At 41.1% G+C, this 25,131-nt stretch carries 24 protein-coding genes, 1 tRNA gene and 1 pseudogene; 14 read left to right on the plus strand and 12 right to left on the minus strand.

Going from position 1 to position 25,131, the window contains the following annotated elements; genetic code table 11:
- Positions 1 to 75: 75 nt before the first annotated feature.
- Together hydE and rlmD are read left to right on the plus strand one after the other, a co-directional pair.
- On the plus strand, positions 76 to 1,167 hold the full coding sequence (hydE, locus tag IPH84_13820) for a [FeFe] hydrogenase H-cluster radical SAM maturase HydE (GenBank protein ID MBK7174278.1): 1,092 nt from the start codon (positions 76 to 78) through the stop codon (positions 1,165 to 1,167).
- 447 nt (positions 1,168 to 1,614) lie between these two features.
- The gene (rlmD, locus tag IPH84_13825) at positions 1,615 to 3,057 is read left to right on the plus strand and encodes a 23S rRNA (uracil(1939)-C(5))-methyltransferase RlmD (GenBank protein MBK7174279.1); all 1,443 of its coding nucleotides are present in this window, start codon (positions 1,615 to 1,617) and stop codon (positions 3,055 to 3,057) included.
- On the opposite strand, the gene IPH84_13830 is transcribed toward rlmD, so the two are convergent.
- Positions 3,026 to 3,550: a shikimate kinase gene (locus IPH84_13830; protein MBK7174280.1), complete on the minus strand. Its 525-nt coding sequence runs from the start codon at positions 3,548 to 3,550 to the stop codon at positions 3,026 to 3,028. The two genes, rlmD and IPH84_13830, sit on opposite strands and share 32 nt — an antisense overlap.
- A gap of 112 nt (positions 3,551 to 3,662) precedes the next feature.
- Here IPH84_13830 and IPH84_13835 point away from each other — a divergent pair, with 112 nt between their 5' ends.
- Both IPH84_13835 and IPH84_13840 read left to right on the plus strand, forming a co-directional pair.
- On the plus strand, positions 3,663 to 5,567 hold the full coding sequence (locus tag IPH84_13835; protein MBK7174281.1) for a RecQ family ATP-dependent DNA helicase: 1,905 nt from the start codon (positions 3,663 to 3,665) through the stop codon (positions 5,565 to 5,567).
- A gap of 18 nt (positions 5,568 to 5,585) precedes the next feature.
- Positions 5,586 to 6,197 carry a DNA-3-methyladenine glycosylase gene (locus IPH84_13840; GenBank protein ID MBK7174282.1) on the plus strand — a complete coding sequence of 204 codons (612 nt, stop codon included), beginning with the start codon at positions 5,586 to 5,588 and terminating at the stop codon, positions 6,195 to 6,197.
- A 77-nt stretch (positions 6,198 to 6,274) separates the two neighbouring features.
- Here the strand turns inward: IPH84_13840 and IPH84_13845 are convergent, their stop codons facing one another.
- From IPH84_13845 to IPH84_13855, 3 genes are all read right to left on the minus strand, one after another.
- Positions 6,275 to 6,547: an HU family DNA-binding protein gene (locus IPH84_13845; protein MBK7174283.1), complete on the minus strand. Its 273-nt coding sequence runs from the start codon at positions 6,545 to 6,547 to the stop codon at positions 6,275 to 6,277.
- A 175-nt stretch (positions 6,548 to 6,722) separates the two neighbouring features.
- Entirely contained in the window at positions 6,723 to 7,691 is a 969-nt protein-coding gene (locus IPH84_13850) for a methionyl-tRNA formyltransferase (protein MBK7174284.1), read from the minus strand.
- A gap of 68 nt (positions 7,692 to 7,759) precedes the next feature.
- Positions 7,760 to 8,449 (minus strand): tetratricopeptide repeat protein, encoded by a 690-nt coding sequence (locus IPH84_13855; GenBank protein ID MBK7174285.1) that lies wholly within the window; start codon positions 8,447 to 8,449, stop codon positions 7,760 to 7,762.
- A gap of 110 nt (positions 8,450 to 8,559) precedes the next feature.
- Here IPH84_13855 and IPH84_13860 point away from each other — a divergent pair, with 110 nt between their 5' ends.
- The 3 genes from IPH84_13860 to IPH84_13870 all read left to right on the plus strand — a co-directional run bounded on the left by IPH84_13860 (position 8,560) and on the right by IPH84_13870 (position 10,409).
- Positions 8,560 to 9,399: a hypothetical protein gene (locus tag IPH84_13860; protein MBK7174286.1), complete on the plus strand. Its 840-nt coding sequence runs from the start codon at positions 8,560 to 8,562 to the stop codon at positions 9,397 to 9,399.
- Between the two features lie 7 nt (positions 9,400 to 9,406).
- Positions 9,407 to 10,090, plus strand: coding sequence for an RNA methyltransferase (locus tag IPH84_13865; GenBank protein MBK7174287.1), 684 nt, complete (start codon positions 9,407 to 9,409; stop codon positions 10,088 to 10,090).
- A gap of 70 nt (positions 10,091 to 10,160) precedes the next feature.
- Positions 10,161 to 10,409 (plus strand): 30S ribosomal protein THX, encoded by a 249-nt coding sequence (locus tag IPH84_13870; GenBank protein MBK7174288.1) that lies wholly within the window; start codon positions 10,161 to 10,163, stop codon positions 10,407 to 10,409.
- A 34-nt stretch (positions 10,410 to 10,443) separates the two neighbouring features.
- Here the strand turns inward: IPH84_13870 and murD are convergent, their stop codons facing one another.
- The 3 genes from murD to IPH84_13885 form a co-directional block, all read right to left on the minus strand.
- Positions 10,444 to 11,817 carry a UDP-N-acetylmuramoyl-L-alanine--D-glutamate ligase gene (gene murD, locus IPH84_13875; protein MBK7174289.1) on the minus strand — a complete coding sequence of 458 codons (1,374 nt, stop codon included), beginning with the start codon at positions 11,815 to 11,817 and terminating at the stop codon, positions 10,444 to 10,446.
- Positions 11,814 to 12,083: a hypothetical protein gene (locus IPH84_13880; protein MBK7174290.1), complete on the minus strand. Its 270-nt coding sequence runs from the start codon at positions 12,081 to 12,083 to the stop codon at positions 11,814 to 11,816. Before IPH84_13880 ends, murD begins: the two co-directional genes overlap by 4 nt.
- 161 nt (positions 12,084 to 12,244) lie before the next feature.
- Positions 12,245 to 13,195, minus strand: a complete 951-nt coding sequence (locus IPH84_13885; protein MBK7174291.1) for a hypothetical protein — start codon at positions 13,193 to 13,195, stop codon at positions 12,245 to 12,247.
- A 201-nt stretch (positions 13,196 to 13,396) separates the two neighbouring features.
- Here IPH84_13885 and IPH84_13890 point away from each other — a divergent pair, with 201 nt between their 5' ends.
- On the plus strand, positions 13,397 to 13,957 hold the full coding sequence (locus tag IPH84_13890) for a YqgE/AlgH family protein (GenBank protein MBK7174292.1): 561 nt from the start codon (positions 13,397 to 13,399) through the stop codon (positions 13,955 to 13,957).
- 49 nt (positions 13,958 to 14,006) lie between these two features.
- Here IPH84_13890 and IPH84_13895 read toward each other — a convergent pair whose 3' ends face one another.
- Both IPH84_13895 and IPH84_13900 read right to left on the minus strand, forming a co-directional pair.
- Positions 14,007 to 14,636, minus strand: coding sequence for a rhomboid family intramembrane serine protease (locus IPH84_13895; protein MBK7174293.1), 630 nt, complete (start codon positions 14,634 to 14,636; stop codon positions 14,007 to 14,009).
- Complete coding sequence (locus IPH84_13900) at positions 14,636 to 15,457, minus strand: hypothetical protein (GenBank protein MBK7174294.1); 822 nt, start codon at positions 15,455 to 15,457, stop codon at positions 14,636 to 14,638. The genes IPH84_13895 and IPH84_13900 overlap by 1 nt, the downstream gene beginning before the upstream one ends.
- 278 nt (positions 15,458 to 15,735) lie before the next feature.
- Between IPH84_13900 and IPH84_13905 the strand changes: the two genes are divergently transcribed.
- Positions 15,736 to 16,899: a hypothetical protein gene (locus IPH84_13905; GenBank protein MBK7174295.1), complete on the plus strand. Its 1,164-nt coding sequence runs from the start codon at positions 15,736 to 15,738 to the stop codon at positions 16,897 to 16,899.
- Positions 16,844 to 17,176, plus strand: a complete 333-nt coding sequence (locus IPH84_13910) for a hypothetical protein (protein MBK7174296.1) — start codon at positions 16,844 to 16,846, stop codon at positions 17,174 to 17,176. Before IPH84_13905 ends, IPH84_13910 begins: the two co-directional genes overlap by 56 nt.
- 28 nt (positions 17,177 to 17,204) lie before the next feature.
- On the opposite strand, the pseudogene IPH84_13915 reads toward IPH84_13910, so the two are convergent.
- Together IPH84_13915 and IPH84_13920 are read right to left on the minus strand one after the other, a co-directional pair.
- Positions 17,205 to 18,322: pseudogene (locus tag IPH84_13915) on the minus strand (ABC transporter permease).
- 184 nt (positions 18,323 to 18,506) lie between these two features.
- Positions 18,507 to 19,277 (minus strand): TIGR00266 family protein, encoded by a 771-nt coding sequence (locus tag IPH84_13920; protein MBK7174297.1) that lies wholly within the window; start codon positions 19,275 to 19,277, stop codon positions 18,507 to 18,509.
- A 144-nt stretch (positions 19,278 to 19,421) separates the two neighbouring features.
- Between IPH84_13920 and IPH84_13925 the strand changes: the two genes are divergently transcribed.
- From IPH84_13925 to IPH84_13935, 3 genes are all read left to right on the plus strand, one after another.
- Positions 19,422 to 19,497, plus strand: a tRNA-His gene (locus IPH84_13925).
- Positions 19,498 to 19,749: 252 nt separating this feature from the next.
- Positions 19,750 to 21,312 (plus strand): replicative DNA helicase, encoded by a 1,563-nt coding sequence (gene dnaB, locus IPH84_13930; GenBank protein MBK7174298.1) that lies wholly within the window; start codon positions 19,750 to 19,752, stop codon positions 21,310 to 21,312.
- A 127-nt stretch (positions 21,313 to 21,439) separates the two neighbouring features.
- Positions 21,440 to 22,696, plus strand: a complete 1,257-nt coding sequence (locus IPH84_13935) for an asparagine synthetase B (GenBank protein ID MBK7174299.1) — start codon at positions 21,440 to 21,442, stop codon at positions 22,694 to 22,696.
- Positions 22,697 to 22,728: 32 nt separating this feature from the next.
- On the opposite strand, the gene IPH84_13940 is transcribed toward IPH84_13935, so the two are convergent.
- Entirely contained in the window at positions 22,729 to 23,505 is a 777-nt protein-coding gene (locus tag IPH84_13940; protein ID MBK7174300.1) for a response regulator, read from the minus strand.
- A 760-nt stretch (positions 23,506 to 24,265) separates the two neighbouring features.
- Here IPH84_13940 and IPH84_13945 point away from each other — a divergent pair.
- Entirely contained in the window at positions 24,266 to 24,796 is a 531-nt protein-coding gene (locus IPH84_13945; GenBank protein ID MBK7174301.1) for a hypothetical protein, read from the plus strand.
- Positions 24,797 to 25,131: the final 335 nt, after the last annotated feature.

Below are 25,131 nucleotides of genomic sequence, written 5' to 3' on the forward strand. Positions count from 1 at the left end.
TTTAAACCAGAGATTCAAACGAATGAGGTGTGCGTTAATCATGAATAGCATTAACTTTGTGCCAAATTGAATAGTATGCAACCCTCCGTTAAGGAAATACTTGATTCCGGCGATTTTTCCAGGGAAAATCTTATCACATTACTTGGCTGTGCAAAGGAAGAGCGCGAGCTGATTTTTGAGAGAGGGGCAGCCGTGAAGAAAGAATATGTTGGCAATAAGGTTTATTTCAGAGGGTTGGTTGAATTATCCAATATCTGCTCAAAGAACTGCTATTACTGTGGAATCAGAAGAGGTAACAAAGTGGTTGACAGGTATTTCGTAACTGATGATGAAGTGCTGGAAGCAGCCCGTTTTGCCCTGGATGAAGGATATGGTTCAATGGTGATTCAATCCGGGGAACGAACAGATAAAGTGTTCACCGGCAAAGTCACAAACCTTCTTCAAAAAATAAAACAGTTGTCATCAGGTAAGCTGGGAATCACCCTTTCGATGGGGGAGCAATCCGAAGAAACCTTCAGGCAGTGGTTTGAAGCTGGGGCCCACAGGTATTTGCTCCGTATTGAATCTTCAAACCCTGAATTGTATTACAGGATTCATCCGAGGGATTCACATCATGACTTCGAATACAGGCTCCGTTCCCTGAAGTTGCTCCGTGAAATAGGATATAATGTAGGTACAGGGGTGATGATCGGACTTCCGTTCCAAACCCTAGATGACCTTGCCAATGACCTTCTCTTTTTTAAGGAATTGGATATAGATATGGCGGGGATGGGACCCTATATTGAACATAAGGATACACCTCTTTATGAATTCAGGAATCAACTGATTCCTAAATCCGAAAGGTTTTATCTTAGTCTTAAAATGGTTGCTCTACTCCGGATCATGATGAAGGATATTAATATTGCAGCGACAACTGCAATGCAGACACTTGATAAACAAGGCCGGGAAAAAGCCTTAAAGGTGGGAGCCAATATTATTATGCCCAATCTTACCCCGGTGAAATACAGGGAAGGCTACCTGCTTTATGAGGATAAACCCTGCATTAATGAAGAAGCCAGTGAGTGCAGGAACTGCCTCGAAGCCCGCATCCATATTGCCGGCGATGAAATTGGATTTGGCGAATGGGGAGACTCAAAGCATTTTGCAGCACGAAAGGTAAAGGGTTGATTTCGGATTTTCGATTTTGGATTTCGGAATTTGATCCAAGTCCTAAGATTCAAGATCCAAGTCCCCAATCCTAAGTCCGACCAAATCCCAAATCACCAAATCACCAAATCCCAATCTCATCTCCTCTCCCCTATCTCTCTCCTCCTCCCCCTCTCCTCTTCTCCCTCCTAATCTCCTAATCTCCTAATCTCCCATCTCCTCATCTCCTCATCTCCTCATCTCCTAATCTCCTAATCTCCTCATCTCCTCATCTCCTCATCTCCTCATCTCCTCATCTCCTCATCTCCCCATCTCCCATCTCCTCATCTCCTCATCTCCTCATCTCCCCATCTCCTCATCTCCCCCATCTCCCCATCTCCTCATCTCCTCATCTCCTCATCTCCTCATCTCCCCATCTCCAAATCTCCAAATCTCCAAATCTCCACATCCCCTAATCCCCCCCCATCCATGCCACGACGCCCATACCCTCTGCTTGAAAATGTAACAATACTTGATGCCGGTTCTGAAGGGAAAGCAGTAGCCAGGGTGAATGAGATGGTGGTTTTTGTGCCCTATGCCGTACCGGGCGATATTGTTGATATACAGGTTGTAGCAAAGAAAAAGAAGTTTTTTGAAGGCAAAATCACACGATTTGAAAAATATTCAGACCGAAGGATAGAAGCCTTCTGCAGTCACTTTGGAACTTGTGGAGGCTGTAAATGGCAGATCATGCCCTATGAAGACCAGTTGAAATTCAAACAAAAGCAGGTAGAGGATGCTTTCAGCAGGATTGGAAGGTTTGAATTTCCTGCTATCAGGAATATTCTTGGCTCACCTTTAACTACCTACTACAGGAATAAACTGGAGTTTACCTTTTCAAACCGCCGGTGGCTGGATAAGGAGGATATGAATCTGCCTGCAGAGGAACGGCAGATGAATGCCCTGGGATTTCATATTCCCCAGTTATTTGACAGAATATTAGATATTGATCATTGTTACCTTCAACCGGAACCGTCGAATTTAATCCGGCTGGCTGCCAGGGATTTTGCGCTGGAGAATAAGCTTGATTTTTATGATGCCCGCACCCATGAAGGCTTCCTGAGAAACCTGCTGGTGAGGAACACAACTACAGGCAAACTGATGGTTATTGTTGTATTTGCAAGGAATGATAAAGAATCTGTTAAATCATTCATGAGTTTCCTGGGGAAGAAATTCCCTGAAATAACTTCATTGCTTTACGTGATCAATACCAAACATAATGATGTGATCACCGACCAGGAAATTCTCCATTGGGCAGGGGATCCATTTATTATGGAAGAGATGCCCGCACCCCTTGAGAAAGGCAGGACGCTGAAATTTAAAATTGGACCCATCTCTTTTTATCAAACCAATCCAATACAGGCATGGCATCTTTATAAGGCTGCTTTTGACTTTGCCGGGCTCAAAGGGAATGAGGTAGTGTATGACCTTTATTGCGGTACCGGAACGATTAGCAATTTTATTGCACCCTATGCCAGTAAAGTTGTAGGTGTGGAATATATTGAATCAGCAATTGAGGATGCCAACCAGAATTCCTTGCTGAATGGGATCAATAATACCTGGTTTTTTGCCGGGGACCTCGCGAAAGTGCTGAATGAATCATTCGTTCGTGTAAATGGTCGTCCGGATGTAATAATAACCGATCCACCCCGTTCCGGAATGCATGAAAAAGTGATTGATCAGCTCCTGGAAATTGGTGCTGAAAAAGTAGTGTATGTGAGTTGCAACCCGGCAACCCAGGCAAGGGATATTGCACTCTTAATTTCAAAATATGAAGTAGTAGATATTCAGCCGGTTGACATGTTTCCACATACCCATCATGTTGAAAATGTTGCCTTACTCAGACTTCGTCAGAATGTGATTGTCGATTAAGAATTAATGAAGCAATCTTTTTTGGGTCAGGGGCCGGAGAATCAATAATGAGTTGAGCCTGTTGGTAGTATTCTTCCCGCTGCTTGAGGTGTTCGGTTACCTCTTTCTCAAAGTTTCCTTCCATGAATTTTGTCAGAACGGGGCGTTTGGCCGGAGATTTTTGTAGCCGCTTCAGCAAGAGTTCAATAGGCATTTTTAGATAGATCGTAGTTCCTTGTTGATTCATAAAAACCATATTACTCTCATGGCAAGGGGTCCCACCTCCCGTTGCCATGACGAATTCATCCTGTGATGATAGCTTCACCAGGAGTTCCTTCTCAATAGTCCGGAAATGCTTTTCTCCATACTTTTCGAAAAAAACTGGAATACTGATCTTATATTTCAGCTCAAAGGATTTGTCAAGGTCAATGAAAGCAATACCCAGAGCATCAGCCAACAAGGGACCCAGACTGCTCTTCCCGCTACCCATATAACCGACAAGGAATATTTTCATAGGGCAAAGTTACTCTTAACTCATAAGAAGTAAAAATCCGGGAGTTAATAGCCTGAATATTTCCGCTTTGCTCAATATGATGCTCACAGGCTAAATTCGTATCTTCGCAACAATGCCAACACCAGGGGAAATACTAAAGCAATATTGGGGATATGATTCTTTCCGGCCTTTGCAGGAAGATATTATCCACTCGGTTCTGGAAGGGAAGGACACATTAGCCCTTCTGCCTACCGGGGGCGGGAAATCTATTTGCTTCCAGGTACCTGCTCTTTGCCTCGAAGGCCTGACCCTTGTGATTACCCCTCTGGTTGCTCTGATGATTGACCAGGTTGAGAATCTGAAGAAAAGGTCGGTGCCTGCGATTGAGATCCATTCAGGAATGCATCCCAGGGAGATTCAATTGGCCTATCAGAAATGTGCAGAAGGAAGCATGAAATTTCTTTACCTTTCACCGGAGAGGCTCGATTCAGACAGTTTCAGGGAAATGGCTTCTTTTCTGAAAGTGAGTTTGATTGCTGTAGATGAAGCGCATTGCATATCTCAGTGGGGGTATGATTTCAGACCTCCATACTTAAAGATCGCAGAAATAAGGCCCTTATTCGGGGACATACCTGTTATCGCTTTGACGGCTACTGCGGTGAGCAAAGTAATTGATGATATCCAAAGTAAGCTGCTATTTAAGAAATATAATGTCTTTCGCAAATCATTCTACAGGTCGAATCTGTCCTATGTTGTTTATAAAGAAGAAGATAAGCTAAAGAAGTTGCTGAGGGTATGCAACGGGGTAAAAGGAACCGGAATTGTATATGTAAGGAATAGAAAGCTTACCAGGGAAACAGCCGAATACCTGAACAGGAATGGAATTAAAGCAGGGTATTATCATGCCGGACTTGATCCCGCTGTTCGTTCGGGCAGGCAGAAAGAATGGATGGATGAAAAGATCAGGGTAATGGTTTCAACCAATGCTTTTGGGATGGGAATTGATAAACCGAATGTGAGGTTTGTCGTTCATCTTGATCTCCCGGAAAACCTGGAAGCCTATTTCCAGGAGGCAGGACGTGCGGGAAGGGATGAAAAGAAAGCCTATGCAGTTATTCTGTATAACGAAAGTGATGTCATCGATACTAGGCATTACCTGGAAATTGCCTGGCCTTCACCCGAACTGATTAAACAGGTGTACCTTGCTTTAGGAAATTATCTTCAATTGGCCGTCGGAAGCGGCAAGGACCATTCATTTGATTTTGAGCTGGAATCATTTGCAGCCAATTATAATATGAAGCCTGTAACCGTTTTTAATGTGCTCAGGATACTTGAACGCGATGGATATCTTAGCTTTTCAAATTCTTCGAATGAAACCTCACGTGCTTTTTTCCTTGTAGGTCGTGAAGAATTGTACAAATTCCAGGTAGAGCACAGGGAGGCGGACAGGCTGATAAAAGTCCTGTTACGATCTTATGCCGGTCTATTCACTGATTTCACCAGCATCAACGAATACGAACTGGCCAGGAGAATGGGGTCAGACCGGGAAACAGTGATTGAACAACTGGACTATCTCCGCAAATCAGGCATCCTGGAATATATTCCCCTCAAAGGGAAACCGCAATTGGTATTTACTGCAGAGCGCATTCCCCCGGAGGACATTGGCTTGTCAAAAACCTATTATTTTGACCGTAAGAAAGAGGCTAAGGTGAAATTGGAGCAAATGCTGAAATATACAACGCAAAGCACAAAATGCAGAAGCCTTTTCCTGCTTGAATATTTCGGTGATCTTTCAGGGAGTCCCTGTGGGGTTTGTGATATCTGTCTGAAAAATAAAAAATCAGGCATTTCTGATGAAGAAGTAAGACATATTGCTGATTCGATTCTGGAGATAGTAAAGAAGGCCCCTGTTACACTTACTGAACTCATCCTCCATATTCCCTCGGTTTCGGAAAAGAAGGTGCTGGAGGTCGTTCAATGGCTGGTAGATGAAGAGCAGGTTTTTAAAGAGGATGATAAACTGGAGATTCGTTTATGATCAGAAGATATTAGCTGTATGATTCTTGAACCTTCTTTTTACCAGGGGAATGATGTGATAACTATAGCCAGGCAATTGCTGGGAAAGGTCTTGTGTACACAATCGGAGGGTATCTATACTTCCGGAATCATCACAGAGACAGAGGCTTACGCCGGAACCACTGACAAAGCATCACATGCATTTAATGGCAGGAAAACCAAGCGGACAGAGATTATGTTCCGGAAGGGTGGAATTGCCTATATCTATTTATGTTATGGAATTCATTCGCTTTTTAATGTGGTTACCTCAGTGGAAGGTAACCCTCATGCTGTCCTGATACGTGCTGTTGATCCGCTGGAAGGGGTGGAGTGGATGGAGAAACGCAACCATAATAAGCGACTGATTAAAACTTCAGGGATAGGACCAGGGAATGTATCCAAACTGCTGGGTATTCATTTCAGCTTTTCCGGTTTGCCCCTGATTAAAAGGGAAACTTCTTCCGGAGAGCAGCCCTGCATCTGGATTGAGGATAGGGGATTCAAGGTGGAAGAAAAGCTCATAATTACCGGCCCGAGGGTTGGGGTGGATTATGCAGGGGAAGATGCCTTGCTTCCTTACCGCTTCCGTTTTTCTTCACCGATAAAGCTATAGGCCAGTAGAAATGGGCCTGGCATAAAACAAATAAGCCCCGGGAACTCCGAGGCTTATTTGGAATAACCAAAAGCAATTTATTTAACGGCTTTTGAAAGGTCAGCACCAGCTTTGAATTTAACAACTTTCTTGGCACCAATCTTGATTTCTTTACCTGTCTGTGGATTGCGGCCTTTACGGGCAGCACGTTTAGCTACTGAGAAGGAACCAAATCCTACAAGAGCAACCCTGTCACCTTTTTTAAGAGCCTTGTGAGTAGCAGCAAGGAAAGCATCCAATGCCCTTTTTGCATCAGCTTTGGTCATACCGGCTTCGCCAGCCATTGCTTCAATTAATTCTGCCTTGTTCATTTTTGTAGAGGTTTTAATTAATAATGGTTAACTAATGTAACACAAATATAGTCTATTAATAGCGATAATCAAGGGTTTTAGTAAAGAAACCCTTGAAAATGTTAATAAACTAGGCGCTTTGTTGAAAACTTTGCTTGCTAATTGTAGCTTTCAGGGGATTTACCTTGAGAAAACATTACATCATACACCAATTTCCATCTACCTTGAAACCACGTAAAAACTCAGATATTTGGAGTCTTTTCTTTCCTTCCAACTGTATTTCATGGATAAATAGAGCTGCATCACGGGTTTTTATCTTCAAAAAGGAACTGGAATCGGTTTCAATCTGCCCAACATCTTTGTCACTATTATCTGCTGTAATGGAAGTTTTATAGACTTTGACATTGTATTTTTCTCCCTTTGGAGAAACCAGGCTTGAATACGCAACAGGGTAGGGGGAAAGACCTCTTACAAGGTTATGGATCACTACCGCCGGCTGATCCCAGTGGATTTGTCCATGTTCCTTAAATATCTTTGGAGCGGTTTTTAATATTTCTCCTTCTTTTAAAAATTCATCCTGCTTTTTAAGATGATAATTGCCGGATGAGATAGCCTTCAATGTTTCAATGATAAGGCCGCTTCCTGATGCAGCGAGTTTATCGTGGAGTGTTCCTGCATCATCATCATCAAGTATTGACAAAGGCTTCCTGAACAAGATCTGACCGGTATCAATTTCATAGGTGAGCATAAAAGTAGTGAGACCGGTTTCTTTCTCCCCGTTGATAAGTACCCAGTTGATAGGTGCTGCTCCCCTGTATTGGGGAAGAAGGGACGCATGAAGATTGAAAGTGCCAAATTCAGGCATTGTCCAGACAATTTCGGGCAGCATCCTGAAGGCAACCACTACTTGCAGGTTGGCATCCAGTTCTTTCAACTCCTTCAGGAAATCAGGGTCCTTCAGATTAAGGGGTTGTAATACCTTAAGGTGATGTTCCAATGCAAATTCCTTCACCGGGGAATGCCTGAGATTCCGTCCCCTTCCGGCGGGTTTATCAGGGGCTGTGATTACTGCAACCACCTGGTAGCCGTTTTCAAGCATGGATTTTAGAGGTAGAACCGCAAATTCCGGCGTCCCCATATAAACAATCCTAAGCTGTTTACTCATCTTCTGTGACCCTGAAATAAAAAATACCTGATGGGATCAGGTATTTATAGTAATTATAGGAAGAGAACTTATTTTACAATTAATCCCTTTGCACGTTCAATATACTTGTCGATATCACGGGATTCCATGCTTTTAGGATGCTCTTTCTTAATTTTTTCATACAACTCAACTGCTTTGTCAAATTTACCCAGATCTTCATAGGTCCAGGCAGCACGCATTAAATATAGAGGAGTGGTAAGATCATTCTTTTTCTGGTTAGCAGCTTTCAGGTAATAGTCCAAAGCCTGTTCTTTCTGACCGAGTTCCATGTATGCGTCTGCAATACCACCGGTAGCCATTGGTCCAACCAACTCATCTTTACCTTTGAATTTTTTCAGATAGTCGATAGCTTCGGCATATTTTCCCTGTTTCAGGTAGATGATTCCGGCATAATACTTTGAAAGATTGGATGCTTTGGTCATACTGTAATCATCAATGATTGACAGGAAGCCGACATTGATACCATCTCCGTTAAGGGCTTTGCCTAAAGAATCCTGCTCGAAATACTTTTGAGCCATAAACATCTGGGCCTGTGCTTCTTTTTCACGAGGCTGAATAAATAGCTTCTGGAAGGCAAAAATGCCCAAACCTATCACTATTATTGCACCAATAATAATAATCAGCGTTTTCTGATGTTTCTCAATGAACTGCTCTGATTTACTTAAAGCTTCTTCTACTACGTGGATTTTATCTTCCGTGGAGTCAATCTTTTTAGCCATATTGCTTAATTTTGAGGCGCAAAAGTAGTTTTTTTTTCTTAATTAACACATTAACATAGCAAAAATTACTAACAACTCACTCTGTTAACAAACCTTTCTTCACCATACTTATGAAATATACCCTGAAGATGCTTACCTCAAGAAGACTATATCTCACAATTCTTATGCTTGGGATGCTGTTAATTTATCAGCCGTTAACAGCAGGTTGGGTGCTGACCGGAAGGTATATTGACCAGGAAGGAAAGGTGATTTTGCAACGCTGGTTCATACAGGATCAGAAGGTGAAATTTGAACAATATGATATTATCTATACGATTGATTTTTTGACCGGGGAAATCATACTGGTTGATCCTGATTTGCTTTTGTATTATAAGTCGACAATCACTGATTATATTTCAGATTTCCAACTCTATAAAATGAATAAGCTTTCTGTTCTGGAGAAAGAGGTACCTGTTACTGAGCAAAAAGCACTTGATTCTTACAAAGCTGCCATTGAAGCTTTTGGTTCACCAATTGCGGATTGCCGGGATTCGATCAGCATAAGGGAAGTGACTGATTCATTAAAGGTATTTGGAGCTGAAACTGATAAATACATGATTATGGTAAATGGCTTAAAGACAGAGGAAATATGGATTTCACCTTTCCTGAATGTTAACAGTGAGTTTTCATGGAAACTTTATATGTACTATTTGTCTCTGATCGAAGCATCAGAACCCAAACCAGCTTATGTATTTTCAGATGAGTATTTTGCCCTTTTAGACAAGGGATTTCCAATCAGAAGGATTATGATTAGGGATGGATACAAGACTGAAACCCAGGTTAATCAGGAAGAAAAGAAAGAGATTCCCGCCTATGAGTTTTTTACACCTGATCTATGCAAGAAAGTGAATCTGAAGCAATGGCTTGAGCGCAAACAATCAATGCGAAATGAATACGATGATTATGAATAAACAGGGAATGTCAGCTGAGGTAAAAATTCGGTTAAGAAATTATCTTTCTGAATTTGTTACTCCACATAGGTTCGAACTTTTCAATGAGGTTGTGAAAAATCGCACCCGCTACATAACGGTAGCACTCGAGAATATTTATCAGCCCCATAACGCCAGTGCTGTTCTTCGTTCATGTGATTGTTTTGGAGTTCATGATGTTCACATTATCGAAAATGAAAACACCTATGAGGTTAATCATGAAATTGCCCTCGGGTCGTCACAATGGCTTAATCTTTTGACATATCCTGATACCGGTAATTCAACCACTTCCTGCATACAAAACCTCAAATCTCAAGGGTACCGGATTATTGCCACCACTCCCCGTCCTTCAACCCCTTCAATTGAAAATTTTGATGTAGGAAAAGGGAAGTTTGCTCTCATTTTTGGAACTGAAAAAGAAGGACTCACAGATACAGCCATGGAATTAGCCGATGAGTTCATTAGGCTTCCCATGTACGGATTTACTGAAAGTTTCAATATTTCAGTCTCTGCAGCTTTATGCTTATTCCATTTTACTGCTGCTATTAGACAGAAAAATATAGACTGGATGCTGACAGAAGAGGAAATGATTGATGTACAACTGGACTGGTTGAGAACCTCTATTCATGGAAGTGAAGTGATTGAAAACAATTTTTTTAAAAAAAATAATTGAGTTTTTCATTTGAATCCGCTCATACTTTCCATATTTTTACATCTGGAATTCAATTTAAAACCAATAGATTATGGGAAAAGGAGATAAGAAATCACGCAGGGGCAAGATTCATATCGGTAGTCATGGTACCCGGAGGCCCCGGAAAACGGTACCAGTAATTCCTGTATCAACCACCGCAGAAAAACCAGTTAAAGTAGCAGATGTTAAGGTAAAGAAAGTCGAAAAAGTAATAGAAGAGAGTGCCGAAGCTGTTGCTGAAACAAAAAAAGTTACTCGGAAAACTACAAAGAAACCGAAAGAAGAAACTCCTGCTGAATAAAAGAAGGCAGCAAATTAATTTTGAAGTGAGGAGCCTAACTCCTCACTTTTGTTTTAAAGATATTTCCTCTGTGCTCAAAATTTCTGAACATGTCGTAGCTGGAAGCTGCAGGTGAAAGCAAACAGATCATCCCTTTTGCAGTAATGCTTTTTGCAATTTGAACCACATCATCATAATTTTCTGCATCATAGGTATTCATGACATGCCGGGCCGTGTTTTCCAGTTCAGTGTGCATCCGTCTTCCTGCTTCACCCACAAAAATGAGGTTTCTAATAGAGCTACCTGATAAAAAGGGATAAAGCATGGAATAATCGATTCCCCTGTCAAATCCTCCGAGTATCAGTGTGTCAACAATTTTTAATGCTTTCACGGCTTCCATAGTTGCTTCCGGTATAGTAGCAATGGAATCATTATAGAATAGGATGCCATCAATGTCTCCAACGAATTCAATCCGGTGTTCAAGCCCTTTGAATTGGCTGATGGCCAGGTCGGTTTTGATAATATCAGCACCGGCAAGTCTGCCTGCAGCTGCAGCAGCCATGATATTGGTGAAGTTGTGTTCACCTTTGAGATGATTGCCGGCATCTTTATGATGAATCACCTGACTTACTTCCCCTTGCCGCAGTATCACCTCTCCTTTACTAAAGAAAATACCATCCCCTGCCGGTTTCTCCATCGAATAGGGGAGCAGGTGCTGAGGAAATTCCATCCTGGAAATCCATTGTGATACTAAATCATTTTCAGAAGAATAGATGAAATAATCGTCTGCTTGCTGGTAAAGTGCAATATTGAATTTGGCCTGCTGATAGTCTTCAAAGGAATAATAATGATCAAGATGTTCCTGGAAGATGTTGAGAAGCAAAGCAATATGTGGTGAATGGGTAAGATATTCCAGTTGATGGGAAGATAATTCCATGACAATGATGGTTTCTTCCTGAATGCTCTGGCTTGCATCAAAAGGTGGAATACCGATATTACCAACCAGCAAAGAATGTATGTCTGCCTGCCTAAGTATGGCATCAATCAGACTGGAAGTAGTGCTTTTTCCTTTTGTTCCGGTAACTCCTATAACTTGCCTGTGGTATCGCCTTAAAAAAAGATCGGTCTGTGAAGTAATTTTATGTCTGTCAAGAGTCTCAGGCAATTCCCGCTTTGGAATCCCCGGGGCTTTGATGATAAAGTCATAGTCTGAAATATTTTCCATCATTTGCTCTCCCAGGTGAAGAGTTACAAATGAATCATTCAGGAGTCCGGAATCCTTTTTAATATCTGTTTTTTTATCAAGGATATGAATCATCTGCCCGGGCAGTGCTTCATGAAGTAGCCTGAGGGTTGATTGTCCTTCCAGACCATAGCCCATGATGGCTACCTTCTTTTCATTCATTAATCCCCGAATCAACTCCTTCATAGCAGTGCGTTTTTTAAAGCTTTAAGAAAGGGCTCCCGGAGAAAATGCTCGTCATTGAATTGGTGCAGCATCTCATCAGTATCGATGGACTGATATTGGGTGTAACTGGAAGTGTTACTGTAATAATCAATCAACAAGGGCCATTTTACCCTATAATGCTGACGGATAAATAGTTGAAGCGAAATGTTAACCTCTTCAACAGTGCCGACACATTCAAAAGGTTTTACTTCATCAATGCCTGTGAGTTCTTTGAGATACCTGATCATAGATCCCTCTTCAAAAAGGTTTTTCCCAAATATCTGTTCTAATTCATTCACCGGTATAAAGGGGCTTAAGATCGTCCATGCAAAAAGGCATTTCGGACAGGTCCCGCACCAGGTATCTGTTTTACTTCCAACATTGCAACTCTTGAATACATGATAATACTTTACATTCTGTGCAAATAACTTAGCGATCTGAAGTTCACTAAGGGTCGCAGAAAACTGAAATAATTCAAATCCTCAGAGATGAAAGAGCTTACATAGGATCGGAAATCCTGTTCAAAATCATATGATTTTGAATACTGGTGGTTTACATCCGTACCAGAAACGGTTGCCTCATTGGCACTGGATTCGTTTGAGAGTGCAATATGTTTGTAACCGGTTAGTGCGGAAATGAGTAAAGTATAAAAGGCTAGTAATGCTGAAAAGGGAGTATGCCCGTTGAGGTAGCCTTCACTGTTAAGCTTCAATAATTGGGGATCAAGGGTGCGATTGATTTCTGCAATCATATTATTTGCAAACCCGGCCTTAAAGCAAGTTTCCAGGCTTGCACCTCTTGGATTCAGGATGAATGGTCTGACTTCAAATTCCTTTTTCAGAAGTTCCAGGGTAACAACAGAATCTTTTCCCCCTCCAATGGGAACAATCACTTGTTCGTTGAGCTGAAGCCTTACAGGTTCATAAATGGGACCTGACGACTCAATCGTCATAAATTCCTGTAAGTTGGTCTGTATTGCATTGGTATAAAAGAATTCACCCAAACCCAGGTAATAGATCTTCTTCCAGAATTGGACCTGTGGCTCAGTAAGAATCCCGGTTTTGATGATTACACGTTTAGGGCAGGCTGCTTTCCAATAGCTGATCAGTTCAATCATTCCGATATGGAATAGGATATTCCTCAGATATGGCAATTCCAGGGTTTGTTGGGAAAAGGCCTTTTTGAAAAATGTTTTAACAGGAATGGTAAAGCCCGGGTGAAAATGAATGGAATCAGAAAGGTTAAAATGGTACTGGACCTTTATTACATCTCCCGTAACAGAAGTATCAAATCCTTCATAACTAAGAAAGGAGTGTTTCCTGCGAAATTCTTCAAATTTCTGTTGACCTGTTAAAGGCATATTACAAATAGATACAATGTGCGATTAATTAAAAGGGTGAACTGTTAACAATCCTCAAATGTAAACAATCGGCAGCAATTTTTTGCCAGAGCATGCGTTATTACACAAAAGAGGGAGATTGTTTATTAAGTTTCCTCTTCAAAATAAACTAGAGATCAATTGTAATATTATTCACCAAAATAACCTGGAATACAGTTTTTTATGAAAGCAGTGCTTCAACCAGCCAGCGGTCGTATCCTCGTAAGTGAACCATCACTTACTGATCGCTTTTTTGCCCGTTCTGTGGTACTGCTGGCTGAACATGATACGGAAGGCAGTTTCGGACTGATCATCAATAAGCCTTCTGAAATAAAACTCAGCCAGATTACGGATGAATTCCCCGATTTTGACCCATTTATTTACCTGGGTGGACCCGTGAAAGTTGAGAATCTATATTTTATTCATACTAAAGGTGATGAAATCGAAGGGAGCCTTAGAATACTGGATGGCTTATTTTGGGGAGGTGATGTAAAGCAAATCAAGGAGATGATCCGCACAAAAGCCATTACGGACAAGGATATTCGCTTTTTTATCGGGTATGCAGGGTGGCAGCCCCGGCAATTGGAAAAGGAACTGTCAGAAAATGCATGGCTTGTCCTTAATACCTCAGTTGAAGAGGTTTTTAAAGTAAACACTGAGCATACCTGGCGGAAAATTTTAATTTCAATGGGGGATGATTATGCTCCCTGGGTGAACTATCCGGAAGATCCTCAAATGAATTAGTAAAATTTCATAGCAAATATATCCTGCTGTTGTGTCAGAGGATTCCCTGTTATGCACCGAACATTCCAGATAATTGTGTGAAGAAATGTCCAATCAGTGATGGTTTCATGGCTAAGGTAAACGCAAAGCCATAAATAGCTCCCCAAAAATGTGCGTCATGCCCGATATTATCAATATTCTTTTTTGCCATATACCAGGAATAAGCGAGGTATAGCAATCCAAAAATAATCGCCGGGATGCCTATTGGAATGAAAAAGAGGTAGATCTTATTTAATGGGTCGAAGACTATACTTGCAAATACAACTGCCGATACAGCTCCGGAAGCTCCAACTGCATTGTATGAGTAATCATCCTTATATTTACCATAGGCAGGTGTTGTAGAGAGAACAACAGCCCCGATATACAGAAGGAGAAAGTACAAAATACTTTTTCGTGCAAATACTAAATCATAATACTCTTCCACCACATTACCAAAAGAGTAAAGAACCATCATGTTGATGAGGAGATGCATCCAGTCGGCATGCACCAGGGCATAAGATAAAAACCTGTATCCATGCTTGAAATGATTGATATCATAGGCATTAAATACCAGGCGCCGGTAAAGCTCACGATTACTGAAGGCAGCAATTGAGACCAGGCTGCTCACTGCAATAATGACAATAGTAATGATTGAACCCATTACCTGGCAGGCATTTTGGTGTAATCTATTTCTGAACCCAGCACGCTATGAGGGATCAGGTAGACGATCAGAACTATGACAGCCGCTGCTAATGGCCATAACTTGTTCTCAGGGTTTTTCTTTAGTTTCCAGGCCGCCAGAACCCATACGACTACCATTACCAGGGTTTTATTGTCTGTAAGGTCATGTCCGAATGGCCACCCTGTCCAATAAGCACCAAAAGCATATTTCTGCACAATCGGACCTAAAATCAGTCCGCCGGGAATAAGCAGAATCAGTGTCCAGATAGCCAGTTTATAGGTCTTTGCTCCGTTAATAAGGGCTTCAATGGCTGTCCTGGTGCTGAAGAGTAAACCCAGGAACATGAACAGGATATGAGGGATGAGGATATAAGCCGGAACAGGTCCTTTAAAACGCATAACAACAGGTTGCTCCTTTTTGGCAGAAAGTACTACTTGCTTTGATCCGTCATTAAGAAGGATCCTGTACTCCATTTTGCCGGCAGCAGGCTGTTTAGGCATCATAAATGAAAGTTTATCACCTGATCTCACCATTGGCATGCTGCTAAGGGTGTCGTGGCTTTTAAATCTTTTATACTCTATAACACCCTGAATCTGCTGGTCAGGAACCTCAATGCTGATCTCAGCATCTTCATCATTCTCAGCAGTTCTGATCAATTTATATTTATACTCTTTGCCACTAAGGTTCACTTTTCCTGTAATTGGATATGTGGGCCCCGTTATTTTCTGGTACATTGCTGCAGCAATTGTAAAAAAAACCGCAAAAAACCACCATAGAAATGATTTTAATCCTGTTTTCATGACATTTTCAACTAAAATTCAACTTTGTTAAGGATCATTTTTTTTCAGACAACAAGATTACAAAAATGGCTTCATATTAACAAAACTACTTATATGAAATGACCTTTTTGGATTTTTTTGATACTATAATACTTGGTTAAACGTTAAAAGAGTACACTTTTCCCGTTACTTTCTTACTAAAATTGTAATTCGATCTTGTGAATTCTCAATATATATCCAGAAACGCTCTAATGGTTTTCTTGCTTATGTTCTTCATATACAGGACAGAAGCGCAAGAGATGACTGGAATTACCGGGAGTAAATACGGGGGAATTCATTCTGCACTTATTAATCCTTCATTACCGGTCCTTTCTCCCTATTACCTGGATGTAAATATCATTACCACACACCTCTTTCTGCAGAATAATTATATCTACCTGGCAAAGGATGAATACCAGTTTAAGCGGTTTTTTCAGGCGAATCCTCAATTCCCGACCCATCCGCCAGAAGGCAAATTCTATTACGATTATTATACATCACAACTTAAAAATGGTTATATCAATGCCCGGATCATGGGCCCTTCGGCTGCTGTGATGATGGGCAGACATGCTTTCGGGTTTTATGAAAATGCCCGATCCGTTACATCAGTCAGGAACATCCCCATGAACCTGGCGAAATTCTTTTTTGAAGGCCTCACTTATCCGCCACAATACGATATCCGTTACAAGCACACTGATAATATTGCACTCTCTCAACTCACCTGGGCTGAGTTTGCTTTAAATTACTCCTATATTTTTCAGAACAGGGGCTCTGATTACTGGACTGCCGGCATCACGGTCAAAAATCTTCAGGGATATGCCGGTGTATACGCCTATACCAGTTTAATGGATTATATGGTGCCGGATCATGATACACTTATTGTTTACCATGCAACAGGTGAAGGTGGAATGTCGCTTCCCATGAATTACGCCAATAATAGCTATGTGTCCAGTCCGTTATTCCGGGGCAAGGGATTTGGCATTGATATGGGAATCACCTATGAGAAAAAGAACAGGAATAGCACTAATTCTTCAAATTTTAAGAAGCTTTGTGCTCAGCCCTATACACCTTATTTCTATAGGGTAGGGGTATCCATCCTTGATATTGGCCGAATCCGATTCAATGATAATGCTTTAAAGTTTAATGTTGAAGATGGGGCAACCTTTTGGCCTGGAATCAGTGATGTTGAATATACCAATATGAACGCCGTGATTGCTGATGTCAGTAATCATTTCTTTGGTAATTCTACCCAGCTTATTACGGATAATAAGTTCAGAATTGGATTACCCACCGCATTTTCAGCCCAGGCTGATGTGAATATCCTGGGTAACTGGTTTGTGAATGGCATGGCCATTCTTCCGGTCAAAGATGTCGAAGTCTGCGGTTGTAAGGCCCTCAGTACTTACAATCGGCGCCCGCTATGACAGCAGGTCAATTGGTTTTGGGATAACCACTACTGCCTATGATTATCAGCGGATTCATGTTGGTGTGAATGCCCGTATTTTTGGATTCTTCATTGGGAGTGAGAAAATTACCTCCTTTTTCAAACTCGCTGATTTTACAGGAATTGATTTTTATGGAGGGATCAAATTCAATTTGCAAAAAGGCAAATGCCGCTCATTTACAAGTTCTTCCTGCGGAAATAATGAGTATAAACTCTACCAGAAAAAGAGCGGTAATTTCTTTAAAAGATCAAGGTAATCTTTTCAGAAGAATCAACTGAATTGGATTAATCTGTCGTTCTGACATCCAGTGCATCCCTCAGGCCATTTCCTACCAACATGAAGGCCAGTACCATCAGCATGATGGCTATACCCGGCAGGATGGCCAGGTAAGCATAATCAAGAATAATATATCCATAGTTTTCCCGTATCATGGTTCCCCAGGAAGGCATGGGAGGCTGAACACCTATTCCGAGGAAACTAAGTCCCGCTTCCAGCAATATAGCTGAAGCAAAGTTGGCTGCCGAAATCACGATAACAGGGGCAAGGGCATTGGGCAAAATATGCCTGAAAATAATCCTGAAATTCTTATAGCCTAAGGCTTTTGATGCTTCTACAAACTCTTTTTCCCTGAGACTCAGAAATTGGCCTCTGACCACCCGTGCTACTTCGACCCACATGGTAAGTCCGACGGCAATAAATACCTGCCAGAACCCTTTTCCAAGTGCGAAAGTGATAGCTATTACCAGCAACAGGGTAGGAACAGCCCATATAACATTGATCAGCCAGAGGATCAGTGAGTCGATAATACCCCAAAATATCCTGCCAGGGCACCAAGGGAGATACCCAAAAGCAAAGAGATGAGCACCGAAATGAATCCTACAGAAAGACTAACCCTGGTTCCAATAATTAACTGACTGAGCACATCTCTTCCATAACGATCTGTACCAAGTAGAAAAGTCTTAAAAACCAGGTGCTCATCGATAATTTGCTGCTTCAACTCAGGGGTAGAGATCTCCAGTGAGTTTCCTGAGAAAGTAGTGAATTGTGTAGTACTATCATGATAGGAAACGACTGTCCCTTCTTTTATCGGATAAATTACATCAGGGAGGGAAAACTCCATTTTCTGTCCTCTTACAGTATCACCGGTATATTCATGGATGATGAGGGTTCTTTCGGTAAACCTATAATCTGCATAAGGAATCTCTGTATATTGATTTTTGGATCCAAATAGAATTTTGGACCAAACAGGGGTTGCATCATTCCTTTCATTTTTCCTTACTTTCAGTATAGGTATTCTGAATCCTGGCTTTCGTGTGGTTAATACCAGGTTTTGTTCATTTGACATCGGGCTATTGTCGGGTGCAACCATGTAACCACTGATTGCAAGCAGGAAGGAAAGCATGATAAAGATTAAGGAACCAGAGGCAATGCGGTTATTGCGGAAACGTCTCCAGGCCAACTGACTCAGGGATCCGGAGGAGATGTATTTCTTCTTAGTTAGCCACAAAATCGATCTCACTTTATCAGTTAAAAATATTGAAAAGGGGATGAAGGGTTAAATACCCATACCAAAGTGAATCCTGATGCTAGAATGATTTATCCCCACCAAGAATCCCACCAAGTAATCCACCACCAATTCCGCCGATCCCTTTACTTTGTTCACGGTTTCTGCCCGTAGCAGCGTGGATACGATCAGCCAGCCTAGAAAATGGAAGACTTTGCAGGTAAACTGTACCCGGACCTGTAAGTCGTGCCAGGAAAAGTCCTTCTCCACCAAAAAGTGCATTGGTGAATCCTCCTATGAATTGTATATCATAATCCACACTGGGTGCCATTGCAACAATGCAGCCTGTGTCCACCCTCAGGCTTTCATTTACAGCCAGGTCGCGCTGAATAATCGTGCCACCTGCATGCACAAATGCCAGCCCGTTACCGCTGAGTCTCTGAAGGATGAAACCTTCGCCACCGAAAAGTCCGGCGCCTATTTTCTTTGTGAAAGCAATGTCAATATCAATTCCATTAGCGGCACATAAAAAAGAGTCTTTCTGGCATATAAATGTACCTCCCAGCAACCCCATATCCAGTGGAATGATCTTTCCGGGGTATGGTGCACCAAAAGAAACATGCCTTTTGATTGGGGAAGTGTTGTAGAAAGTGGTAATGAAAAAACCATCACCAGTAAGCATCCTTTTGAAACCTTTCAATATGCCACCCCCGGTATCTGTTTGCATTTGTATGCCATCTTCCATGAACATCATGGTGCCAACTTCAGCCCTGACACCTTCGTTGGTATCCAATTCAATTTCGACGATTTGCATATCGTCGCCATAAATCTTATAGTCAATAATATCAGCCATTACGAAAGGAATTAGAATTTTCACAAAGCTAAGAAATAATTGAATGATGCGAATTTGAATGAGTGATTTGGACAATTTTATCTGATTTTTGCCTCCAGATTTTACATTGACAAAAAAATCCCTATTTTTGCAGTTCAATTACATGGTGATCGTAGCTCAGTCGGTTAGAGCGTCAGATTGTGGATCTGAAGGTCGCGGGTTCGAGCCCCGTCTTTCACCCTTAGAAAAAAGCAGTTAACATAATTTGTTGGCTGCTTTTTTTGATTGACTCCAGAGTATCGGTATATTTGACTTTACCCTGGCGGATTAGGATTACGATCAACTGACTGGTAGTTTTTTCTCCCGGTATTAATCAGTGAACCTGCCATCAATGATTATCCATTAAATCCAGTGATTTTCCATGGATTTGTTAATAACTAATTCGAGCCGTGCTTTGAATAAACAGCCTTGAAATGTCTTACTTTTGGAGCGTATGGAAGAATCAGAAAAACAGAATCAGTTTACCGGCAGAAGAGCTGGCAAACGTCCGATGACACAAAAACAGGCATTCCTTGAGCATGGCAAACTTCCTCCCCAGGCAGTTGACCTTGAAGAGGCTGTTTTGGGTGCCATGATGCTTGAAAAGGATGCTGTTACCGCTGTAATTGACATGCTTCATCCCGAAGTTTTTTATAAGGAATCGCACCAGGCGATTTATACTGCCATACATAAGTTATTTTCGAATAATCAACCCATTGATATCCTTACTGTTACCAATCAGTTAAAATCAACCGGTAACCTTGAACTGGCAGGGGGGGCGTTCTATATCACTCAACTTACGAGCAGGATTGCATCTTCAGCCAATATTGAATACCATGCAGGTATCCTGATGCAAAAGCATCTTCAGCGCGAATTGATTCGAATTTCTACAGAAACCATACGTGATTCATTCGAAGATACGACAGATGTATTTGACCAGTTGGACCGGGCAGAGCAAAACCTTTTCCAGATCAGTGAAACCAACCTGAGAAAGAAAACTCAGCTCATGCCGGACATCATTCATAAGGTTTTGCAGCAAATTGATGCAGCCCGGAAACATGACAGTAGTTTTACAGGGGTTCCCTCCGGATTCACTGAATTGGATGGTATCACCGGGGGCTGGCAGAAATCGGACCTGATTGTCATAGCCGCACGTCCCGGGATGGGTAAAACAGCTTTTGTATTGTCCATGGCCCGCAATATGGCTGTTGAATACAATAAAGGAGTAGCTATGTTCTCACTGGAAATGACCTCTGAACAGTTGGTCACCAGGCTCATTTCTTCAGAAGCTGAGTTATCGGCCAGCCAACTTCGAAAGGGGCAATTACAGAGTTACCAGTGGGAGCAATTGAATGCCAGGATCAACCGGCTGATTGATGCACCTATATTTATTGATGATACCCCGGCTTTATCCATTTTTGAACTCAGGGCTAAATGCCGGCGACTGAAAGCTCAATATGATATCCAGATGATTATCATCGATTATATTCAGTTGATGACATCCGGGCACGAAGGAAAAGGGGGCAACAGGGAACAGGAAATTTCAACCATTTCCCGTTCATTGAAAAGCCTTGCTAAAGAATTGGGCGTCCCGGTAATAGCCTTGTCGCAGTTAAACCGATCCGTAGAAACCCGCCCTAACAGCAGTAAGAAACCCCAGCTTTCAGATTTACGTGAATCAGGAGCTATTGAACAGGATGCCGACCTGGTGTTATTTATCTATCGTCCTGAGTATTATAAAATTACTGAAGATGAAAATGGTAATTCTACCGAAGGGAAAGCCATGATTATTGTCGGAAAACACCGTAACGGCGCAACAGGAGACATATGGTTACGTTTCAAGAATACTTTTGCCAGGTTTGAGGACCTGGAAAATGCCGTAATGAGTGCAGACCAAATTGCATCCCTGAGTCCGAACCAGAATTTTGACAGGGCTACCAATTCCTATATTATGCCTTCTAAAATTAATTCCATGCCGGATGAAATGGATGCACTGCCTCCGGATCCCGGATTTTAAAAAAAAACACCGGAGCTTTAGTGTTTATTCAAAACTAAAATTTTCATTCCAATAAAAACAATTCCTCCACGTTAAAGGTTATAGGTTGAAAGCTTAATCAATCTCTGCTTTAAGATTTAATTGTGTCATGAAAACGATCATATTATTCATCAGTTTTCTGCTGATGACCATTTTGGCCAATGCTGCATATGTGCTTATTCCGATGGATGAAGGTCAGAAAAACCATCTCAAAGCATACGGTATTTCATTTTGGATACTGAAACAGGATGTTGAAGTAAGCTGGCTTCTTAACTACAGGGGAGGCAGCTTCATGATGAGGTACAATAAACTCATTGAGGATGAGTGTATTATACGAGGAGTTTCTTATGAAGTTATTGCGGATGCTCAATCAACAGCCATTCTCACTGAAATTGCTGATCCGCAAGTTAATATGGATGAGGTGAAGTTAAATAAGGCGCCCCGTGTGGCCGTTTATTCTCCTAAAAATAAGCTTCCCTGGGATGATGCAGTTACCCTTGCCCTGACTTATGCAGAAATACCCTATGACCTTGTTTATGATGAAGAAGTCATCAATGGCTTATTACCGATGTATGATTGGCTCCATCTTCATCATGAAGATTTTACCGGGCAATATGGGAAATTTTGGGCAGCTTATCGCAATGCCAGCTGGTACAGGGAAGATGTAAGAGTGAATGAAGAAATGGCTACTAAATTAGGCTTCAGGAAAGTTTCTGAAATGAAATTAGAGGTTGCAAAGAAGATCAGGGAGTTTGTATCAGGAGGAGGATACTTGTTTTCAATGTGTTCGGCACCTGATAGTTATGATGTAGCATTAGCTTCTGATGGTATTGATATATGTGATGTGATGTTTGATGGAGATGGTGAAGATCCTTCTGCTCAAAGCCGTCTGAATTATGATAACTGCTTTGCATTCAAGGATTTTAAACTCGTCACAAATCCTTATGAATATGAGATTTCTTCTATCGATGTATCAGATAACAGAAAGGTAAGTCCTCAAAACGACTTCTTTACCTTATTTGATTTTTCCGCAAAGTGGGATCCTGTTCCGACCATGCTTTCTCAAAACCATCAGCAGATGATTCATGGCTTTCGTGGACAAACCACTGCCTTCAGAAAGCAGTATATTAAGTCGGATGTTATTATAATGGGGGAGAGCAAAGGATTGGATGAAGCCCGTTATATCCATGGGGAATTTGGAAAGGGTACCTGGACTTTTTATGGGGGACATGATCCAGAGGACTATGAACACAGGGTAGGAGATCCGCCAACAGACCTGAATTTGCATCCGAATTCTCCCGGATACAGGTTAATCCTGAACAATGTATTATTTCCTGCAGCAAAGAAAAAGAAACAAAAGACCTGAGAAAGGTCTTATTCAGTAAACCCGAAATCAACTTAGTTTTCCAATAGTCCTTTTTCAGGATCCATTAAATCCAATAGGTGATTTGCACCGGTATGCGTTACTGAGATCTGTGCCTGCCGGTTATTGAATTCAAAAATGATCATCTTCAGCCGGATACTGATTTTCTGAATATACTGCCTGTTCACAATTGTGAAGCGGTCAATTTTAAATAACTCTGTCCCGATCAGCATGTCCATTAATTCGGAAATTCCGTGCATGACGGTTTCTTCTTGTCCATTGGTGAGATAAAGCTTCGAATATTTTCCGTCAGAAGTGGCATATACAATGGAATCCGGACGAATAAATATTTTAGAGCTGCTGGTATTAAGACTGATTTTATTCTCTTTTCTAAGTGTTGATACAAGATTACCGACCTGGTTTAGGTATTGCCCTGAACTAAGTCGGGATTTTACAAGAGCAATTGCAGACGAAAGCTCTTCAACAGTAATCGGTTTCAGAAGGTAATCGGCTAAGCCCAACCTGATAGCCCTTCTGAAATATGCAGGCTTAGCATGCGCAGTTGTAATAATAGCCTGCAATGGGAGATTAAGTTCATTAATTCCTTCGAGAAATTCAAGCCCGGTCATATCAGGCATCTGAATATCCAGGAAGATAAGGTCGGGTTTATACCGGATTACACTTAATAACGCTTCCTTGGCATGGGGGCAAATAGCTTTTATCTCAATTTCAGGATGAAACTTTTCAAGGCGCTGTTTAAGCAGCAATCGGTCATTTTCATCGTCATCAACAATGATGGCTCTAAGGTTCATAATATTGAAATTTTTTAAATGTGCTAAAATGTGACTATATGTTGGTAATACTAATATTTCAGGGTTGTTTCAATTAATTCACTGTTTCCGGTTGTATTTTATGGATTCACCAGAAACATAAGTACGCTGATTCCGGTTTTCAGAATCAGGGCAAATCCATTCATGATAGAGAAGAAAAAAGAGGCCTACCACCTTGGATATAAAATTTTTTTGCTAATGCAAATATACTGAAAATCTCTGGTGGAGTACTACAAAGAACGAGTTTAAAAAAGACTTCGTATTCATCCCTGATCACGAAGAGAGAAAGTGGATCTAGTGGCAGGCCTTTTCTGTTGATTTTTTTATTAAAACAAAGATATTGAATTAAAGCATTTTTGATTCCCCGTTCTTTCTGAAAAGAATGAAATTAGGTCTGGGGGAATTGGATGAGCATTTAATAGAATGAAACTTTTTATTTCTTTATAAATTCTATCCAAAACTGATTTTAAAATAGCTGTCAGCATTGCATTTCAAAACGTTTTCCCTGTAAAGTCCGGACTTGATAGCTTGTGTGATGAGGGCACAATTTGATGTAACGTTTGACAGACAAATGCTGATAGGGCAGGAGCGGGTAAGCAGCAAAAATCATGCAGTAAAGGATGAGATTTGCTGCCGGATTTTTGGAATTGGGCTCAAAAATGACTAACTTTAAGGAGGTATTGAAGTACAAGGATTCTCTCTTTCGCTTATTGGTAAATGAGTATCCAGGAAAGGAGTTCATATGAAAGTATTAATTTTAATCATCTGTCTGTTAATCATAGATCCAATTATTTCGTTTTGTCAAAGTTCTTTCAGTTCTTCTAAGGAAGTAAGGACACCGGATGGGGATAAAAAAGCCCTGGACGGCATTCTGTCATCAGCCAGGCCAACATTGGTTGTTTTCTGGAATTCTATGCATAAAGATTGTGAACGTCAGCTGGAAGCTTTGATTGAAGCCAACCAGGATTTTTTTTCTGAGGATAGTATTAAAATTATGGCCATTTATGTTGCCAATACAGGAAATTGGGCTGAGATTAGTCCATATAGTAAAGGGAAAGATTGGGAAATCGAACTGTATATTGATGTAAATGCTGAATTGGCGAGATCCTTATGCATTCCGGATTTCCCTTTCACAATCCTTTTTGACAGGGATCAGAGAGAAATCTGTACTTACCTCGGATATTGTTCAGGATTGGATGTACTGCTTTGCCAAAAGTTATTGGATGAGAAGCGATCAGGTGATTTGAATGCCTTGCACAAAGCCTCAAAATAGTTCGAAATTTAATTGATACGGATTAAAGTGAAACATTCTAAACTTTTTTGAATATCAGTCTTCTTATGTAAAAAATTCAAAATCAATTTAATAGGCACATATCCCTCGTTATTGGATTTCATCTCAAACCCTTCAATTAGAAATTGAATATAGAATTTGTAACTTATTATAAGGTTGCGCTTTACATTATCAGGGATTGATATTACCTGATAATTTTATCAACTTGGATGAAGATAAAAATTATTTTTTTAAAGTCGGGAATGATAGTAAAATGCAACAATATATTTGTACATTTGCTAATCTAGCCAGTAATAACCATCTGGGAAGTATAACAG

The sequence above is a fragment of the Bacteroidales bacterium genome, assembly GCA_016707785.1.
GTDB lineage: Bacteria > Bacteroidota > Bacteroidia > Bacteroidales > UBA4417 > UBA4417.

Bases quoted from the DNA above. Each gene is read 5' to 3' on its own strand.
- hydE (MBK7174278.1), top strand. From the start codon at position 76: ATGCAACCCTCCGTTAAGGAAATACTTGATTCCGGCGATTTTTCCAGG.
- rlmD (MBK7174279.1), top strand. From the start codon at position 1,615: ATGCCACGACGCCCATACCCTCTGCTTGAAAATGTAACAATACTTGAT.
- IPH84_13830 (MBK7174280.1), bottom strand. From the start codon at position 3,550: ATGAAAATATTCCTTGTCGGTTATATGGGTAGCGGGAAGAGCAGTCTG.
- IPH84_13835 (MBK7174281.1), top strand. From the start codon at position 3,663: ATGCCAACACCAGGGGAAATACTAAAGCAATATTGGGGATATGATTCT.
- IPH84_13840 (MBK7174282.1), top strand. From the start codon at position 5,586: ATGATTCTTGAACCTTCTTTTTACCAGGGGAATGATGTGATAACTATA.
- IPH84_13845 (MBK7174283.1), bottom strand. From the start codon at position 6,547: ATGAACAAGGCAGAATTAATTGAAGCAATGGCTGGCGAAGCCGGTATG.
- IPH84_13850 (MBK7174284.1), bottom strand. From the start codon at position 7,691: ATGAGTAAACAGCTTAGGATTGTTTATATGGGGACGCCGGAATTTGCG.
- IPH84_13855 (MBK7174285.1), bottom strand. From the start codon at position 8,449: ATGGCTAAAAAGATTGACTCCACGGAAGATAAAATCCACGTAGTAGAA.
- IPH84_13860 (MBK7174286.1), top strand. From the start codon at position 8,560: ATGAAATATACCCTGAAGATGCTTACCTCAAGAAGACTATATCTCACA.
- IPH84_13865 (MBK7174287.1), top strand. From the start codon at position 9,407: ATGTCAGCTGAGGTAAAAATTCGGTTAAGAAATTATCTTTCTGAATTT.
- IPH84_13870 (MBK7174288.1), top strand. From the start codon at position 10,161: ATGGGAAAAGGAGATAAGAAATCACGCAGGGGCAAGATTCATATCGGT.
- murD (MBK7174289.1), bottom strand. From the start codon at position 11,817: ATGAAGGAGTTGATTCGGGGATTAATGAATGAAAAGAAGGTAGCCATC.
- IPH84_13880 (MBK7174290.1), bottom strand. From the start codon at position 12,083: ATGATCAGGTATCTCAAAGAACTCACAGGCATTGATGAAGTAAAACCT.
- IPH84_13885 (MBK7174291.1), bottom strand. From the start codon at position 13,195: ATGCCTTTAACAGGTCAACAGAAATTTGAAGAATTTCGCAGGAAACAC.
- IPH84_13890 (MBK7174292.1), top strand. From the start codon at position 13,397: ATGAAAGCAGTGCTTCAACCAGCCAGCGGTCGTATCCTCGTAAGTGAA.
- IPH84_13895 (MBK7174293.1), bottom strand. From the start codon at position 14,636: ATGGGTTCAATCATTACTATTGTCATTATTGCAGTGAGCAGCCTGGTC.
- IPH84_13900 (MBK7174294.1), bottom strand. From the start codon at position 15,457: ATGAAAACAGGATTAAAATCATTTCTATGGTGGTTTTTTGCGGTTTTT.
- IPH84_13905 (MBK7174295.1), top strand. From the start codon at position 15,736: ATGACTGGAATTACCGGGAGTAAATACGGGGGAATTCATTCTGCACTT.
- IPH84_13910 (MBK7174296.1), top strand. From the start codon at position 16,844: ATGTCGAAGTCTGCGGTTGTAAGGCCCTCAGTACTTACAATCGGCGCC.
- IPH84_13920 (MBK7174297.1), bottom strand. From the start codon at position 19,277: ATGGCTGATATTATTGACTATAAGATTTATGGCGACGATATGCAAATC.
- dnaB (MBK7174298.1), top strand. From the start codon at position 19,750: ATGGAAGAATCAGAAAAACAGAATCAGTTTACCGGCAGAAGAGCTGGC.
- IPH84_13935 (MBK7174299.1), top strand. From the start codon at position 21,440: ATGAAAACGATCATATTATTCATCAGTTTTCTGCTGATGACCATTTTG.
- IPH84_13940 (MBK7174300.1), bottom strand. From the start codon at position 23,505: ATGAACCTTAGAGCCATCATTGTTGATGACGATGAAAATGACCGATTG.
- IPH84_13945 (MBK7174301.1), top strand. From the start codon at position 24,266: ATGAAAGTATTAATTTTAATCATCTGTCTGTTAATCATAGATCCAATT.